The following is a 17,762-nucleotide window of genomic DNA, read 5'->3' on the forward strand; positions in this document are numbered from 1 at the left end:
GGTTTCATCCGTCTCTTTTATATTAAAATTAGACGTAGAGGTAACACATTTTTTTGGAAACGAATAGGAGACTCCTATAATAAGGAAAAAGGTGAGTGCTACTATGGAATATGTTGTGGAAATGCTGAATATCAGAAAAGAGTTTCCGGGTATTGTAGCGAATGATAATATCACTCTTACATTAAAAAAGGGAGAGATACACGCTCTACTTGGTGAAAATGGGGCAGGTAAGTCCACGCTCATGGGTGTTTTATTTGGAATGTATCAACCGGAACAAGGAATTATCAAAGTTAACGGAGAACAGGTACATATTTCCAACCCTAATGTGGCAAATCGTCTAGGAATTGGAATGGTACACCAACATTTTAAGTTAGTTGAAAACTTTACGGTTACTGAAAATATCATTTTAGGAAGTGAACCACTAAAGAGTGGGGTTGTTTTAGATGTTAAAAGTGCCGCAAAACGAATTGCAGAGTTATCCAAATATTATGGACTCAATGTGGATCCACACGCAAAAATAGAAGACATTTCAGTTGGAATGCAGCAACGGGTTGAAATCATGAAGATGCTTTTCCGTGAGGCTGATGTGCTCATTTTTGATGAGCCGACAGCTGTCTTAACCCCGAGTGAAATAGATGAATTAATGAAGATTATGAAAAACCTTATTAAAGAAGGAAAATCAATCATCATCATTACCCATAAATTAAAAGAAATTAAAGCAGTGGCAGATCGCTGTACAGTTATTCGACGCGGTAAATACATAGGAACGGTGAATGTGGCTGAAACAAGTGAAGCTAGTTTAGCTGAGATGATGGTTGGTCGACATGTTTCCTTTAATGTTGTTAAAGAAGAAAGTAAACCAGGTGATGTGGTATTAGACATAGATTCCCTTTCTGTAAAAAATAATAGAAAAGTAATGGGATTAAAAAACTTTTCTCTAAATGTACGAAAAGGAGAAATTGTCGGTATTGCTGGTGTTGAAGGCAATGGTCAATCGGAGTTAGTGGAAGCCATCACAGGTCTTCGCAAAGTAGAATCAGGAAAGATCCTGTTAAACGGCGAGGATATTACAACACTTCCAGTGCGACAACGTATTGAAAAAGGGATTGCTCATATACCTGAAGATAGACAAAAACGAGGTCTTGTTTTAGATTACACACTTCAATCCAATATGGTATTAGAAGTTTATAATAAACCACCATTTTCAAAGTATGGTCTATTAAATGTATCTGCAATGAAAGAATATGCAAAGAAAATACTAGAGAACTTTGATGTGCGTTCAGGTGAAGGGGAAACTTCCATAGCGAGAACTTTATCGGGCGGTAACCAACAAAAAGCAATTATTGGACGTGAGCTAGAATTAGATCCTGAATTGCTAGTAGCTGTTCAACCAACAAGGGGACTAGATGTTGGGTCAATTGAGTATATTCATAAACGATTAATTGAACATCGTGATAAAGGAAAAGCTGTACTTTTAATCTCGTTGGAACTTGATGAAGTGTTGCAGCTATCAGACCGGATTGCCATCGTAAACAATGGTGAACTTATTGGTGTTGTTAATGCCTCAGAAACAAATGAAAATGAGGTTGGCCTCATGATGGCGGGTGTAGGTAAGGAGAGAAGTGTATGAGAACTACAATGATTTCGTTAATTGCAGTGCTTTTTGGTCTAATCGCCGGTGGAATTTTAATGTTCTTAATTGGAAGTAATCCTTTTGAAGGGTATCTCTATTTGTTCCAGGGTGGTTTGAAAAACATTTCTAGAATCGGTGATACATTAGCAACAGCAACCCCATTAATATTCACTGGTTTATCAGTTGCTTTCGCTTTCCGGACAGGCTTATTTAATATCGGGGCTTCTGGTCAGATGTTAATCGGAGGGTTACTTGCAACAGCCGTTGGTTTAACGTTCGAATGGTCGAGACCCGTTCTATTACTTGTAATGATTTTAATAGGGTTTATTGGTGGCGCGCTTTGGGCATTTATTCCAGGTTTGCTAAAAGCAAGGTTTAATGTACATGAGGTTGTTTCCACGATTATGATGAACTGGGTGGCCTATTGGACTGTTTATTACGTAGTCCCTGGTTATTTCAAAGGTGAATTCCTTGAGACCGAATCAAGAAAATTACCAGATGAAGCAACGTTAAGAGCACCATTTCTAACCGAAATGTTCCAAGGCTCTTATATTAATCTAGGTTTGTTCTTAGGTATTATAGCAGTTATAATCATTGGGTTTATTATCAATAAAACGACGTTGGGATTTGAATTAAAAGCCGTTGGTTTTAACCGTCACGCTGCAGAATTTGCAGGAATGCGTGTGAATTCTAATATCGTGTTATCAATGTTAATTTCCGGAGGCTTAGCAGGTCTCGCCGGAGTAGCAATGTACACAGGTAATGCAAGCACGATGCAAATTGGTAATTTACCAAGTCAAGGCTTTGATGGAATTGCAGTAGCCTTATTAGGAGCGAATAATCCAATTGGGGTATTCTTTGCAGCTGTATTTTTCGGAATTCTCTATTCCGGAACAGGATTTATGAATGCTATGACAGAAATCCCACCAGAGATTGCAAATACGATTATTGCAATTATCATTTATTTCGCAGCTACAAGTATTTTAATTGAACGATTACTAAATAAGTTTAAGAGACGACGAAATGACAGCACTGCTGTGAAAAAGGAGGAAGCGTAAAATGTGGGCAATCATTGAACAAATCTTTCCATATGCAATTGTCTTTACCATTCCTCTTTTAATAACAGCGCTTGGAGGCTTATTCAGTGAGCGAAGTGGTGTCGTTAATATCGGCTTGGATGGATTAATGATTTTTGGAGCTTTTGCAGGGTCTCTAACGATTCATTTTCTTCAAGGATCAATGATGAATCATAATCTTGTTTTATGGATTGGGTTATTAGTTGCAGCGATTGTTGGTATCCTCTTTTCTTTATTGCATGCATTTGCAAGTATTAACTTAAATGCAAACCAAATTATCAGTGGTACCGCGATTAATCTGATTGCAGGAGCTTTAACCGTATTCTTAGCCAGAAATATTACAGGCAGTGGGAATATCCGTATCACAAGTGGTTTTTCACCTACTGATATTCCAGTATTATCATCTATACCAATAATCGGGGATTTGTTTTTTACAAAAACATACCCAACCACTTGGTTTATCTTATTAGTTTTATTTATTAGCGGATTTGTCCTATATAAAACAAAAACAGGTCTTCGTCTACGATCCTGTGGTGAATTCCCACAGGCGGCTGAAGCAGCTGGTGTCAATGTACGAAAAATTCGTTATTTAGGTGTCATACTTTCCGGAGCATTTGCAGGTTTAGGTGGGGGAATTATCATTGTAACCTATGCAGGTGAATTTACTGGTAATGTATCTGGATTAGGTTTCTTAGCGCTTGCGGCATTAATCTTTGGTCAATGGAAACCACTTGGCATTTTAGGTGCAACCTTCTTCTTTGGTTTTGCGAGTACTGTTGCCAATGTTTCACAGGTTATCCCAGAGCTTGCAGTTGTTCCACCAATTCTCTTAAAGATATTCCCTTATGTGGTAACATTAATTGCCTTGGTTGTGTTCTCTAAATCTTCACAAGCACCAAAGGCTGCAGGAGAACCATTTGATTCAGGAAAACGGTAAGTTAATATTTATAAAAAGGAGTGGCAGAGATGTCATTCCTTTTTTTAGGCAAATTTTGGGCAGAAACTTGAATTTATTGTTAATTTGAGGTTATAGTGATTTTAAGATTATTTAAACGGCTTTGGTTGAAAATAGTTATATAGGTTTTGTTATGACCAAAAAGGAGGCTGCGAATAATGCTTTTACTGGATGAAATGGAGCATAAATTAAATGGCTTGACACTCCATACGATTAAAACAGATAAATTTAAAACAAATACCATTGTACTGAGAATGAAAGCCCCGCTTCAGGAGGAATATGTGACACAGAGGGCATTGCTCCCATATGTCTTGCAAAGTGAGACACCTAGCTATCCATCAACTACTAGCTTACGGTCCTATCTAGACGAATTATATGGTGCTGCGTTATATGTAGACTTAGCAAAAAAAGGCGAAAATCACATCATTACATTTTTCGTCGAAATTGCGAATGAATTATTTTTAAAAGATCAAACACCTTTGCTTGATAAGGCAATCGCGTTGTTACAAGAGATGGTACTTTCACCAGTTACTGAAAATGGAGCTTTTAAGAATGAAATCGTCGAAAAAGAGAAGCGTAGCCTTAAACAGCGAATTCAAGCAGTGAATGATGATAAAATGAGGTATTCGAATTTACGATTAGTTGAGGAAATGTGTAAGGATGAACCATATCACCTTCACGTAAATGGACGAATTGAAGATCTTGAACAGATTTCAGCAGAATCCTTATACAAATATTATCAAAAATCACTGGCAGAAGACGAGATTGATCTATATATAATTGGCAATATCGAACCTGAAAAGGTGAAGGAAGCTGTTTCATCCGCATTTGTATTGGCTGACCGAAACAAGCGTCCACATACAGAAACGAAATCAAAACAAATTTCAAGTGTGAATGAAGTCATTGAAAAACAAGATGTCAAACAAGGAAAGCTTAATATTGGTTTCAGAACAAATACTACTTACAGTGATTCTGATTATGATGCTCTTCAGGTCTTTAATGGGATTTTTGGCGGCTTTTCGCATTCAAAGTTGTTTATCAATGTACGGGAAAAAGAAAGCTTGGCCTACTATGCGGCATCACGAGTCGAGAGCCATAAGGGATTATTAATGGTGATGTCTGGGATTGATGTGAGTAATTATGACCGAGCTGTAACCATTATTAAAGAACAAATGCAAGCAATGGTTGATGGTGATTTCACAGAAGAAGTCATGGCTCAAACAAAAGCTGTTATACGAAATCAGCTACTTGAAACCATCGATACATCGCGAGGTATAGCAGAGGTTTTATATCATAATGTTGTTGCTCCTAAACCAAGAAAACTCGAAGATTGGATTTCTGGAATAGAAGCTGTAACAAAGGAGGAAGTAATCAATGTCGCTAAAAAAATCGAACTTGATACAATCTACTTCCTTACAGGATTGGAGGGTGGAAGGTAATGGAAAAAATCACATTTGATCAACTTCAAGAGGATCTTTTTCATGAAAAACTTGATAATGGCCTTAATGTATACATCCTCCCGAAAAAGGGATTCAATAAAACCTATGCTACGTTTACAACGAATTATGGATCAGTGGATAATCAATTTGTACCATTAGGGAAGGATGAGTTCATTCATGTACCGGATGGGATTGCTCATTTTTTAGAGCATAAGCTTTTTGAAAAAGAAGATGGTGATGTATTCCAAGATTTTAGTAAACAGGGTGCATCGGCAAATGCATTTACTTCATTTACAAGAACAGCCTATCTTTTTTCAAGTACGTCCAATGTTGAATTAAATCTTAAGACATTGATTGACTTTGTTCAAAGTCCTTATTTTACTGAAAAAACAGTAGAAAAAGAAAAAGGAATCATAGGTCAAGAAATAACAATGTACGATGACAATCCGGATTGGAGACTGTATTTCGGTGTCATTGAAAATATGTATAAAAATCATCCTGTCCGAATCGACATTGCCGGAACAATTGATTCTATCGCCAAAATAACAAAGGATATGCTTTATGAATGCTATGAAACCTTCTATCATCCGAGCAATATGGTATTGTTCATTGTTGGTCCAATTGATCCGGAAAAAATAATGGAACAAATTCGTTCCAACCAAGCCCAAAAGGACTATCAAAATCAGTCGGAAATCAAACGCCATTTTGAAGATGAACCAATCGAAGTAAATGAAAAGAAGAAAGTGCTTGAAATGAATGTTCAATCCTCAAAATGTATGGTGGGCGTAAAAGCCTTAAACCCGTCACGTAAAGGCGATGAATTACTAAAACAAGAATTGTCTATTACGATCATACTAGATTGGCTATTTGGAAAAAGTTCAAAGCATTATCAGGACTTGTATGATGAGGGCTTAATTGATGATACATTTACGTATGATTATACGGAAGAACAAGGTTTTGGCTTTGCTATTGTTGGAGGGGATACTTCCAATCCAGATGAATTATCATCTAGAGTAAGAAACATTATGCTTTCAAGTAAAAATCAAGGGATCACTTCAGAAGTACTGGAACGTGTCAAAAAGAAAAAGATTGGGGCATTTTTACGCTCTTTAAATTCACCTGATTATATCGCCAATCAATTTACACGATATGCATTTAATGAGATGAATTTATTCGATGTCGTTCCAATGATGGAAAGTCTAACAGTAGACGATATTACAAACACTGTGAATGAATTCTTTGATGAAATTCGCATGACAGAGTGTCAGGTAATACCTAAAAAGTAGTTAGTAAAGAGCATCCTTTCACGATAAAGGATGCTTTTTTAAGGGGAAATGAATATGAAAAAATATGCATTAATTACAGGTGCGAGCGGAGGGATTGGAAGCGCCATTGCGAAAGAAATTTCCACACTAGGTTATTCGTTGTACCTTCACTACCACGAAAATGAACAGTCAATGAAACGAATCGCAGAAGAATTAGCACTTGAAGGTGTGGAAACGTACTTAATAAAAGCAGATTTGGGTCTGTTGAACGGTGTGGATCAAGTAATGAAGCAAATTCACCATCCAATCGATACGATCATACATAATTCAGGAAAAAGTGCGTTTGGGCTTATAACAGATTTTGACCAAGAGACCGTTGAACAAATGGTACACCTTCATGTGAGTACACCTTATCTGTTAACAAAAGCATTGCTTCCTACAATGATTACAAGGAAAAGGGGAAATATTATTGTTATATCCTCGATTTGGGGAATCACAGGCGCATCCTGTGAAGTGCTTTATTCAATGGTAAAAGGCGGGCAAATTTCTTTTGTAAAAGCGTTAGCAAAGGAAGTTGCACTCAGCGGGATTAGAGTTAACGCTGTTGCACCAGGTGCCATAAACACAAACATGTTAAAGGAATTTACCCCAGAAGATATAGAAGGAATTAGTGAAGAAATTCCGATGGGGAGAATTGGAGAGCCAAATGAGGTCGCGAATGCAGTTGCATTTCTACTTTCAAGTAAAGCTTCGTACATTACAGGACAAGTTTTATCAGTAAATGGTGGTTGGCATTGTTAACTTTACTTTTTTTACGAATAAATTATTTTACAATCGACAAACTAACATTGTAATAACCTTATAAGGAGGGTCACTTATGTCAGTACTAGACAATTTCGAGGATTGGAAAAATTTTTTAGGTGATCGCTTGCAGCATGCAAAATCTGAAGGAATGGATCAAAATGTGATCAATGACATGGCTCATCAACTAGGTGATTACCTAGCAAGTGAAGTTGAGCCGAAAAATGCTCAAGAAAAAGTATTACGGGACCTATGGAACGTTGCTTCTGAAGAAGAGCAACAAGCAATTGCTAATGTTATGGTAAAGCTTGTCCAATAGGTTGGAAAGTGTATGAAAATGAGAGAGGATTTTCCTCTCTTTTTTATTTTTGCAATCCACTATTTTTATGTATCCCTCTATAAAATATGAATTGATTAGTTTATAATGAAAATAATGCATTATAAACTAATTGGAAATGATAACCACTGCGAGGGGCTGGAAATATGGGACAAAAAGAGTGGTATTTGGAATATGAGATTGCAAAAAATCGCCCTGGACTTCTTGGGGATATTTCTTCATTATTAGGAATGCTATCCATTAATATTGTTACAATAAATGGTGTCGATGATCGTAGAAGGGGTATGCTTTTATTAAGTGATAGTAATGAGCAAATTGAAAGACTTGAATCAATTTTACATACAATGGATACGATAAATGTTACAAAGCTTAGAGAACCAAAGCTTCGAGATAAGCTTGCGGTAAGACATGGGCGATATATTCAGCGCGATGCAGATGATAAAAAAACATTTCGGTTTACTCGTGATGAGTTAGGTCTTCTTGTTGATTTCATGGCTGAGCTTTTTAAGCAGGAGGGCCATAAGCTTATTGGGATTCGTGGCATGCCAAGGGTGGGTAAGACCGAATCAGTTGTTGCTGCGAGTGTATGTGCGCATAAAAAATGGTTATTTGTATCCTCCACTTTATTAAAGCAAACAATGAGAAATGAGTTAATTCATGATGAATACAATGTTGATAATCTTTTCATCATAGATGGCATTGTTTCAACAAGGCGGGCAACTGAAAAGCATTTACAGTTAGTTAGAGAAATCATGAGACTTCCTGCCGTTAAATTAGTGGAGCATCCTGATATGTTTGTACGTCATACTGAATATACATTGAAGGATTTTGATTACATTATTGAACTGCGAAATAATCCTGAAGAAGAAATTACATATGATATGGAATACCAACAGTTTTCAAGTTCTGACTTTTCTGGTTTCGAATTTTAATTTTTTTGTAAAGATTAAAGTAAAACCTTTACTAAAAAACATAAAAATGCTAGTATAATGAACGCAAATACACCAATAGATATCTCGAGAATTGGTAGGTGAAAAAAATGACTGAATTAGGTTCTCGACTAAAGGAAGCGAGAGAACAAAAAGATTTAAGCTTGGATGATTTACAGCAAATTACGAAAATCCAAAAAAGGTATTTAGTTGGGATTGAAGAGGGTAATTATTCTGTAATGCCTGGTAAATTCTACGTCCGTGCATTTATTAAACAATATGCTGAAGCAGTGGGACTAAATCCTGAAGAAATATTTGAGGAATTTAAATCGGAAATTCCAGGTACATATAATGAGGACATTCCCGAACAAATTTCTAGAGTACAATCGAGAAGACAAATTTCTACGACAAGTTCGAAAATTATAGATAAAGTACCAATCATAATATTGGTTCTTTTCCTTCTCGGTGGTGCAATGACAATTTATTGGTTTGTATCCAATAAAGATGTTGCCAAGGAACCGGACACACAAGAAGAGACTCAGCAAACACAATATGAAGAATCGGATGATCCACCTCCTGTTCAAGCTGAACAAAAAGAGGAACCAAATGAAGAGGAACAAGTGGCTGGAGAAACGGATGATGCCCCTGCTGAAGAAGAGGAACCAGTGGAAGAGACTCCTACTCAGGAGCTAGTCGAAGTGGAAAAAGGTACGAGTACCGCAACCTATGAGTTGAAAAACACGGATTCCTTTAAGGTCAAACTTACCGCTAAAGCTGGCGGGCAGGCATGGGTTGCTGTAACAAATAGACAAAATGAAAGATTTGTTTGGAAAAACATTGCTGATGGTCAATCAGAAGAAGTGGACTTGACTAACCAATCTGAAATTAATTTTAATATTGGAAGGTCTTCAGATCTTGCCATTGAAATAAACGGCGAACCATTTCAATATCCTTTCAACACTGGAGAGGTTGTTCAACAGATTTTCACAATAAAGTACACTCCAGGAACCGAGGAATAACAAAAAAGTCATCATTATGATGGCTTTTTGTTTCGTATAAGTGGTATTATCACTATTATAGATATTTTAGTACATGTTGGAGGTATGATTGTGAATTTACCAAATAAGATTACAGTGGCAAGGATTTGCTTAATTCCACTATTTTTAATTATTATGTTTGTTCCGTTTGGATGGGGCGATGTATCGATTGGCTCTATGTCCATTCCTGTTGCCCATTTAGTCGGAGCGATTATTTTTATTGTGGCTTCTTGTACAGATTGGATTGATGGTCATTTGGCAAGAAAGCATAATTTAGTAACAAACCTTGGGAAGTTTTTAGACCCTCTTGCAGACAAGCTGCTTGTATCCGCAGCATTGGTTAGTTTAGTCGAATTCGGCTTGGCACCTGCATGGATGGTTATTATTATCATAAGCAGGGAGTTTGCCGTCACTGGCTTACGTCTGCTGTTGGCGGAAAGTGGAGAGGTTGCAGCAGCAAAAATGCTTGGGAAAATTAAAATGTGGGCTCAAGTAGTGGCCGTTTCTGCATTATTATTACATAACTGGCCGTTTGAATATCTTTCAATCCCATTTGATATGATTGCACTTTGGATTGCTGTCATTTTTACGGTTGTTTCTGGTTGGGATTATTTTGCGAAAAATAAAGGGGTTTTTGCAAACTCCAAATAGGATGGTGGGTTCTTAAATGAATGCTGAAATAATTGCCGTAGGCTCTGAACTCCTTTTGGGTCAAATCGCAAATACAAATGCACAATTTTTATCTAAACGGCTTGCTGAGCTTGGAATCAATGTTTACTTTCATACAGTTGTTGGTGATAATTCCGATCGCTTAGAAGATGTGATTAAAATCTCACAATCTCGTTCGAGTTTAATCATTTTTACTGGTGGATTGGGTCCAACAAAGGATGATTTAACGAAAGAGACGATTTCAAGGATAGTAGGAAAACAGCTTGTATTTGACGAAACGGCCTTACGTAGTATTGAAGACTTCTTTAAGAAAACCAATCGCCATATGACTGAAAATAATAAAAAGCAGGCTCTTGTCATAGAGGGATCTGAAATCCTGCCCAACGATCATGGGATGGCACCAGGAATGGGACTAGAGTTTGATGGAATCACTTATATGCTTTTTCCAGGTCCGCCTAAAGAGCTTAATCCAATGTTTCTATCATACGGTGCCCCCTTCTTATTAAAATCGCTAGGTGTCGTTGAACGAATTGAATCAAGAGTATTGCGTTTCTTTGGAATTGGGGAATCACAGCTTGAAACCGAGATTGAAGATTTAATTGATAAACAAACAAACCCAACGATTGCCCCATTAGCAGGTGATGGTGAGGTTACACTACGCTTAACAGCAAAACATAGCTCACTCGAAGTTGCAAATAAGCTATTAGATGAAACTGAGGCACAAATCCTAAAGAGAGTAGGCCAGTTCTTATATGGCTATAACTCGACTTCATTAGTCAATGAACTTATGAATAAGTTAAAAGCAGCTAAGTTAACGATAGCAAGTGCTGAAAGTTTAACAGGAGGCTTGTTCGCCGAGGAATTAACAAATCTTTCTGGCTCATCAGCAGTTGTGAAGGGTGGAGTGGTTTGTTATACCAATGAAGTGAAGGAACAAGTCTTACATGTAAGGAAAGAAACCCTTGATACGGAGGGGGCTGTAAGTAGTTCAACAGCCGAACAGCTTGCTGAGAATGTGAGGAAGCTCTTAAAGTCTGATATCGGGATAAGTTTTACTGGTGTAGCGGGACCAAGTGAATCGGAAGGAAAACCGGTAGGTACGGTGTATATAGGAATTTCTTATTTAGACCACCCTACCAAGGTATATCCGTTACAATTAGCAGGTTCACGACAAGGAATCAGAACTAGAACAATTAAATATGGTTTCTACTATTTACTCCAATTTTTAAACAAACAGGGAAACTGACTTTGTACTTTAAAAGGCGATCATTATAGATCGTCTTTTTTGTGGAAATAGAAGGAAAAAACCTAATATTATTGAATGGGTATAATAAATACAATTACATAAGGGGTGCAATAATAATGGGAAAAACGAATCAAAACATCGTACCGCATTTATGGTATAACAATGAGGCGCAAGAAGCTGCAGAGTTTTATACTTCCATTTTTCCAGATTCAAGCATTACGAATATTCATACACTCCGCGATACCCCATCTGGAGATGCAGATTTAGTCTTATTTGAGTTGTGGGGACAGAAGTTTATGGCAATTAGTGCGGGACCGTATTTTAAATTTAATCCATCGATTTCTTTCTTTGTTAATTTTGACCCTTCGCGAGAAGAAAACGCGAGCGAAAAAATCAATGAGGTTTGGGACAAATTTGCCGAGGGCGGCACAGTGCTTATGCCTCTTGGCAAGTATCCGTTTAGTGAGAGGTACGGTTGGATTCAAGATAAGTACGGTTTATCGTGGCAACTAATTCTAACAAATCCAGAAGGTGAAGAAAGACCACCAATTATTCCGTCGTTCATGTTCACTGGTGATAAATGCGGTAAAGCAGAAGAAGCTCTGAAATTTTATTTATCCATATTTAAGAACTCAAAGCAGGGCCATATTGCCCGATACCCTGCTGGCATGGAACCCAACAAAGAAGGAACAATTATGTTTTCTGATTTTAGACTTGAGAACCTTTGGTTTGTAGCAATGGATAGTGCCGAAGATCATAAATTTCAATTTAACGAGGCGATTTCATTTATGGTATATTGCGACACCCAAGAAGAACTTGATTACTATTGGGATAAGCTGTCTGCAGTTCCTGGAGCCGAACAATGTGGCTGGGTGAAAGATATGTATGGGGTGTCTTGGCAAATTGTGCCACGAGCAATGGATGAGATGATGAGTAAAGGCACACCAGAACAAATTGAACGAGTTAATCGGGCTGTTTTAAAAATGAAAAAGCTTGATCTTGTAGAAATACTGAAATTATACAAGGGGTAATGAAAACAGCTGAAGTTCAATTATTAGAAAACAAGGGGAATTTCATATAAAATATCATTATGAAACAAAACAAAAGGAGGAATAATCAATGTTAGATGACAAGCAAACTAAATCAACACCTTCATCAACAGATGATAATGGAGTATTAAAAGAACTAAATGGTAATAAGAAATTTAAAAGCTTGGACATTGACAGTTCCTCGGGATTTGTCTGTGATATCAATACTGGCATATGCAGCCCGGTAACTCAAAAGGAAGAGGGAAAAAAATGAAAATAACAATTTGGTCAGACTTTGTATGTCCTTTCTGCTTCATTGGGGAATCTCATCTTAATCAAGCTCTAGAAAATTTTACTCATGCTAAAGAAGTTGAAATAAAATATAAAAGCTTTTTACTTATGCCAGATGCGAAATATGTCCCTGGTCAAAGCTATGCACAAACCTTTTCTAACATGAAGGGAGTCCCGCTAGAACAGGCTAAAACAATGCTTAAACAAGTGACAGACATGGCAAAAAATTCAGGAGTTGAAATTAACTACGACAATGCCAAACTGACGAGCACGTATGATGCCCATCGCGTCTTCCAATATGCAAAAGAACAGGGAAAAGGAAATGAGTTTTTCAATCGTTTCTATGCCGCTCATTTTACCGAAGGTGAGGTTTTAAGCGATACAGAGACGATTGTCCGTTTGGCGGAAGAGGTCGGTCTAAATAGTGAAGAAGTACGCAAAGTTATGGAAAGTAAAGACAATACCACAATGGTAACGGAGGATATCAATGAGGCACGTTCGGTTGGTGTGCAAGGTGTCCCTTTCTTCGTATTCGATGACAAGTATGCTGTATCTGGTGCCCAGCCAGTTGAGGTGTTCAATCAAGTTTTAGATAAAGTATGGGAAGAAGAACATAGCAATAAATAAAGGTACAGGTTTGAAAAAAATGGCGTGAGTAGGATATACTTACGCTTTTTTTTATAACTAAGGAAATTTTAAAAAAAGATTAAAATTCAAATTTGATGGTCTCTATTACTTTGAAAATAGGATTTTCAACTATTCATAATTGGATTTATGGGAAAAAACTATTAGCAAAAATAACCGAATAAATGTTCGACTTTTTGCTTGGCAAATCGAACAAAACATTGTATAGTAATAATAGTTTCATTGAATAAAGGAGGAAAAATAGTGAGTGATCGTCAAGCGGCCTTAGAAATGGCACTGAAGCAGATAGAGAAACAGTTTGGTAAGGGCTCAATCATGAAGCTTGGAGAACAAACTGATCGTAGAATTTCCACTATATCTAGTGGATCACTAGCAGTAGACGTAGCATTAGGTGTTGGAGGATATCCAAGAGGACGGATAATTGAAATATATGGACCAGAAAGCTCTGGTAAAACCACAGTGGCACTTCATGCAATTGCTGAGGTACAAAAAACTGGTGGACAAGCAGCGTTTATTGACGCAGAACATGCGCTTGATCCAGCATATGCACAAAAATTAGGTGTAAACATTGATGAACTATTATTATCTCAGCCAGACACTGGTGAACAAGCATTAGAAATAGCTGAAGCATTAGTGCGAAGTGGCGCAGTGGATATTTTAGTAGTTGACTCTGTTGCAGCACTTGTTCCAAAAGCGGAAATTGAAGGTGAAATGGGCGACTCCCATATGGGGCTACAAGCCCGCTTAATGTCACAAGCATTACGTAAACTTTCAGGTGCAATCAATAAATCAAATACAATTGCAATTTTCATTAACCAGGTCCGTGAAAAAATTGGGGTAATGTTCGGAAACCCAGAAACAACTCCAGGTGGACGTGCCCTTAAATTCTATTCTTCTGTAAGACTAGAGGTTCGTCGTGCGGAACAATTAAAACAAGGCAATGAACTTGTTGGTAATAGAACAAAAGTGAAGGTTGTTAAGAATAAAGTAGCACCACCATTTAAAACAGCTGAAGTAGACATTATGTACGGAGAAGGAATTTCAATTGAGGGCGAAATCATTGATATCGGCTCGGAACTTGATATCGTCCAAAAGAGCGGTTCTTGGTATTCTTACAAGGATGAGAGAGTTGGTCAGGGTCGTGAAAATGCTAAACAATTCTTAAAAGAAAACCCTGATGTACGTGCTGAAATCCTTCAGCAAATTAGAAATCATTATGGCCTTGATGGTGTTGTAGTAGCGCCTTCAGACGAAGAGCAAGAAGAATTTAATTTAGAAGACTAATGAAGATAGAGACACAGAAATTGTGTCTCTTTATTAATTTTCCATAAAGTTATTTTTTTCCACTTATAAAAATCCTCCTGCCCCCTCAAAACCATAATAATAACCATTCAACTAAAGAAAATTTCCATTTTCATGTAACTCTATTTCTGACAGCCCTTGACAATAAAAATTCACACATTTACAATTAAAATGTATATTTTACATTTTGTTAGAATTAAAACGTTAGAAGCAAAACTCGGTTTGAGCTTTTGCTATTCAGACCCGGAGTAGTTCAGCTGCTATCGGATCGTAACCTAAGACTCTGATTAGCTTAAAAAGCCTTTGCGCTGTATATTGCAAAAATGTACATGCCGACATTTTGATCTAGCAAGAAAAAGTTCATAGCAAGAGGAGGTGAAGAAGATGGATCCCATTTCTATAATCATCTCCACTTTGATTGGCCTAATCGTCGGTGCGATTGTTGGCTTTTATGTTCGTAAATCAATTGCCGAAACTAAAATTGCAGGTGCAAAAGGTGTTGCCGAACAAATTATTGAAGATGCAAATAGAGAAGCAGATTCATTAAAGAAGGAAGCACTGTTAGAGGCAAAGGATGAAATTCACAAACTTCGTACAGAGGCAGAAAAAGAAATCCGTGATCGAAGAAACGAACTACAAAAACAAGAAAATCGTTTAATGCAAAAAGAAGAGAACCTTGATCGCAAGGATGAAACATTAGATAAACGTGAATCCATGTTAGAAAAGAAAGAGGATTCTCTCGCTCAAAGACAACAGCATATTGAAGAGATGGAAAGCAAAGTGGAAGAGATGGTACACAAACAACAAACTGAACTAGAGCGAATTTCTAGCTTAACACGTGAAGAAGCAAAGCAAATCATCCTTGAGCGAATTGAAAATGAACTTTCCCATGATGTTGCAATGATGGTGAAAGAAGCAGAAAATCGTGCAAAGGAAGAATCTGATAAAAAGGCAAAAGAAATACTTTCACTTGCTATTCAAAGATGTGCCGCTGATCATGTCGCAGAAACTACAGTATCTGTAGTTAATTTGCCTAATGATGAGATGAAAGGTCGTATTATTGGTAGAGAAGGACGAAACATCCGTACACTTGAAACATTAACGGGTATTGACCTTATTATTGATGATACACCTGAGGCTGTTATTTTATCTGGCTTTGATCCAATTCGCCGTGAGACAGCGAGAATCGCCCTTGAAAAACTAGTTCAAGACGGTCGTATTCACCCAGCACGTATTGAAGAGATGGTTGATAAATCAAGACGTGAAGTGGATGAATATATTCGTGAAGTGGGTGAACAAACAACCTTCGAGGTTGGTGTTCATGGACTCCATCCAGATTTAATTAAGATTTTAGGTCGCTTAAAGTATCGTACAAGCTATGGCCAAAACGTCTTAAAGCATTCAATGGAAGTATCTTTCTTAGCAGGCTTAATGGCTGCTGAGTTAGGTGAAGATGAAACACTTGCTCGTCGTGCTGGACTCTTACATGATATCGGTAAAGCTATCGACCATGAAGTGGAAGGTAGTCATGTTGAAATCGGTGTAGAATTAGCTACGAAATATAAAGAGCATCCAATTGTAATCAACAGTATTGCTTCCCACCATGGTGATACAGAACCAACATCGATAATTGCTGTATTGGTTGCAGCAGCTGATGCTTTATCTGCTGCACGACCTGGTGCTAGAAGTGAGACACTTGAAAACTATATACGCCGACTTGAAAAGCTCGAGGAAATTTCTGAATCCTATGATGGTGTTGAAAAATCCTTCGCAATCCAAGCTGGACGTGAGGTTCGAATTATCGTTAAACCTGATGCAATCGATGACTTAAACGCCCATCGATTAGCCCGAGATATCCGTAAACGAATCGAAGAAGAGTTGGATTATCCGGGTCATATCAAGGTAACCGTCATTCGTGAAACAAGAGCGGTCGAATACGCAAAATAAAGTGGTCATTAGACCACTTTATTTTTTTGCATAAAATTATCCCATGACTGACAAACTCACTAAAACTGTCCTTTGACATTGCGATTTTTCGCTTTTTGTGCTTCAATTTTTATGAAAGGGGCTTTTATATTGAAGATTTTATTTATAGGTGATGTAGTCGGTTCACCAGGAAGAGAAATGATTCGAGAATATCTTCCAAAACTAAAGGCAAAATTCCATCCGACACTGACAATTGTGAATGGAGAAAATGCAGCATCAGGTAGAGGGATCACCAAGAAAATATATAACCAATTTCTCGAGAACGGCGCCCAAGCAATTACCTTAGGTAATCATACATGGGACAACAAAGACATTTTCGAGTTTATTGATACTGCAAAAAACATGATACGTCCGGCAAATTTCCCTGAGGGAACACCGGGTCAAGGTATCATGTATAGTAAAGTCAATGGACAAGAGGTTGCGATTATAAACTTGCAAGGGCGGACATTTCTTCCAGCCATTGACGATCCATTTAAAAAGTGCGATGAATTAATTGAGCAAGCAAAAAAGAAAACATCTATTATTTTTGTTGACTTTCATGCGGAAGCCACGAGTGAGAAAATTGCAATGGGCTGGTATCTCGACGGACGAGTGACAGCAGTTGTTGGAACACATACACATGTACAAACAGCCGACAACCGTGTTTTACCAAAAGGTACAGCATTTATTACAGATGTTGGTATGACAGGGCCATACGATGGCATTTTAGGTATGGACAAAGAGGCTGTCATTCATAGATTTAAAACGGCATTACCTGTTCGCTTTGAGGTTGTTGAAGGAAGAACCCAATTAAATGGAGTTCTCGTAGATGTAGATCCTAAAAGTGGTAAGGCAAAAGGGATTAAGCGAATCCTCATCAATGATGACCATCCATTTTTCGACTGAAATTTTAACCAAGATATCCATTGAATATCTTGGTTTTTTTCATAATTTGAACAAGTTTTTGAATTTTTAGAAAAAACTTATAAACAAGCAGGAATACTGGTAGTTTCTAGTGAATATAGTAGTTATGGGATCATTATTCGTTGTTCAACAAGAGACTCGGTTATCCCTGGTTGAATAAGGATAGCCTCTGGTAGATTATACGATCATTAGAGATATAATTATAGGATGTAAATTTATC

General features: G+C 37.4%; 17 protein-coding genes. All 17 read left to right on the plus strand.

The window, feature by feature from the left end; all coding sequences use genetic code 11:
- The first annotated feature begins 103 nt into the window (after positions 1-103).
- Positions 104-1,630, plus strand: a complete 1,527-nt coding sequence (locus V7138_RS19130; protein WP_335400461.1) for an ABC transporter ATP-binding protein — start codon at positions 104-106, stop codon at positions 1,628-1,630.
- Positions 1,627-2,691 (plus strand): ABC transporter permease, encoded by a 1,065-nt coding sequence (locus tag V7138_RS19135; protein WP_335400463.1) that lies wholly within the window; start codon positions 1,627-1,629, stop codon positions 2,689-2,691. Before V7138_RS19130 ends, V7138_RS19135 begins: the two co-directional genes overlap by 4 nt.
- A gap of 1 nt (position 2,692) precedes the next feature.
- Entirely contained in the window at positions 2,693-3,646 is a 954-nt protein-coding gene (locus tag V7138_RS19140) for an ABC transporter permease (protein WP_335400465.1), read from the plus strand.
- A gap of 176 nt (positions 3,647-3,822) precedes the next feature.
- The gene (gene yfmF / locus V7138_RS19145; RefSeq protein ID WP_335400468.1) at positions 3,823-5,103 is read left to right on the plus strand and encodes an EF-P 5-aminopentanol modification-associated protein YfmF; all 1,281 of its coding nucleotides are present in this window, start codon (positions 3,823-3,825) and stop codon (positions 5,101-5,103) included.
- Complete coding sequence (gene yfmH / locus V7138_RS19150) at positions 5,103-6,389, plus strand: EF-P 5-aminopentanol modification-associated protein YfmH (RefSeq protein ID WP_335400471.1); 1,287 nt, start codon at positions 5,103-5,105, stop codon at positions 6,387-6,389. Before yfmF ends, yfmH begins: the two co-directional genes overlap by 1 nt.
- A 54-nt stretch (positions 6,390-6,443) precedes the next feature.
- Entirely contained in the window at positions 6,444-7,169 is a 726-nt protein-coding gene (gene ymfI, locus V7138_RS19155) for an elongation factor P 5-aminopentanone reductase (RefSeq protein ID WP_335400473.1), read from the plus strand.
- A 76-nt stretch (positions 7,170-7,245) separates the two neighbouring features.
- Complete coding sequence (locus V7138_RS19160; RefSeq protein WP_116350519.1) at positions 7,246-7,488, plus strand: DUF3243 domain-containing protein; 243 nt, start codon at positions 7,246-7,248, stop codon at positions 7,486-7,488.
- A 164-nt stretch (positions 7,489-7,652) separates the two neighbouring features.
- A complete protein-coding gene (locus tag V7138_RS19165; protein WP_335400476.1) occupies positions 7,653-8,438 on the plus strand; it encodes a YmfK family protein in 786 nt (261 codons plus the stop codon).
- Between the two features lie 107 nt (positions 8,439-8,545).
- Entirely contained in the window at positions 8,546-9,454 is a 909-nt protein-coding gene (locus tag V7138_RS19170) for a helix-turn-helix domain-containing protein (RefSeq protein ID WP_335400478.1), read from the plus strand.
- A gap of 90 nt (positions 9,455-9,544) precedes the next feature.
- A complete protein-coding gene (gene pgsA, locus V7138_RS19175) occupies positions 9,545-10,123 on the plus strand; it encodes a CDP-diacylglycerol--glycerol-3-phosphate 3-phosphatidyltransferase (RefSeq protein WP_335400481.1) in 579 nt (192 codons plus the stop codon).
- A gap of 16 nt (positions 10,124-10,139) precedes the next feature.
- Positions 10,140-11,387, plus strand: coding sequence for a competence/damage-inducible protein A (locus V7138_RS19180; protein WP_335400483.1), 1,248 nt, complete (start codon positions 10,140-10,142; stop codon positions 11,385-11,387).
- Positions 11,388-11,503: 116 nt separating this feature from the next.
- Positions 11,504-12,418, plus strand: coding sequence for a VOC family protein (locus V7138_RS19185; RefSeq protein WP_335400486.1), 915 nt, complete (start codon positions 11,504-11,506; stop codon positions 12,416-12,418).
- 88 nt (positions 12,419-12,506) lie between these two features.
- Positions 12,507-12,689 carry a hypothetical protein gene (locus V7138_RS19190; protein ID WP_335400488.1) on the plus strand — a complete coding sequence of 61 codons (183 nt, stop codon included), beginning with the start codon at positions 12,507-12,509 and terminating at the stop codon, positions 12,687-12,689.
- Positions 12,686-13,333 carry a DsbA family oxidoreductase gene (locus tag V7138_RS19195; RefSeq protein WP_335400491.1) on the plus strand — a complete coding sequence of 216 codons (648 nt, stop codon included), beginning with the start codon at positions 12,686-12,688 and terminating at the stop codon, positions 13,331-13,333. The genes V7138_RS19190 and V7138_RS19195 overlap by 4 nt, the downstream gene beginning before the upstream one ends.
- A gap of 261 nt (positions 13,334-13,594) precedes the next feature.
- Positions 13,595-14,635, plus strand: coding sequence for a recombinase RecA (gene recA / locus V7138_RS19200; protein ID WP_335400493.1), 1,041 nt, complete (start codon positions 13,595-13,597; stop codon positions 14,633-14,635).
- Positions 14,636-15,037: 402 nt separating this feature from the next.
- Positions 15,038-16,600, plus strand: coding sequence for a ribonuclease Y (gene rny, locus V7138_RS19205; RefSeq protein ID WP_335400496.1), 1,563 nt, complete (start codon positions 15,038-15,040; stop codon positions 16,598-16,600).
- Between the two features lie 129 nt (positions 16,601-16,729).
- Positions 16,730-17,524, plus strand: a complete 795-nt coding sequence (locus V7138_RS19210) for a TIGR00282 family metallophosphoesterase (protein ID WP_335400499.1) — start codon at positions 16,730-16,732, stop codon at positions 17,522-17,524.
- Positions 17,525-17,762: the final 238 nt, after the last annotated feature.

Origin of the sequence: Bacillus sp. JJ1533 (assembly GCF_036965045.1) — a bacterium.
Lineage (GTDB): Bacteria > Bacillota > Bacilli > Bacillales > Bacillaceae_L > Ferdinandcohnia.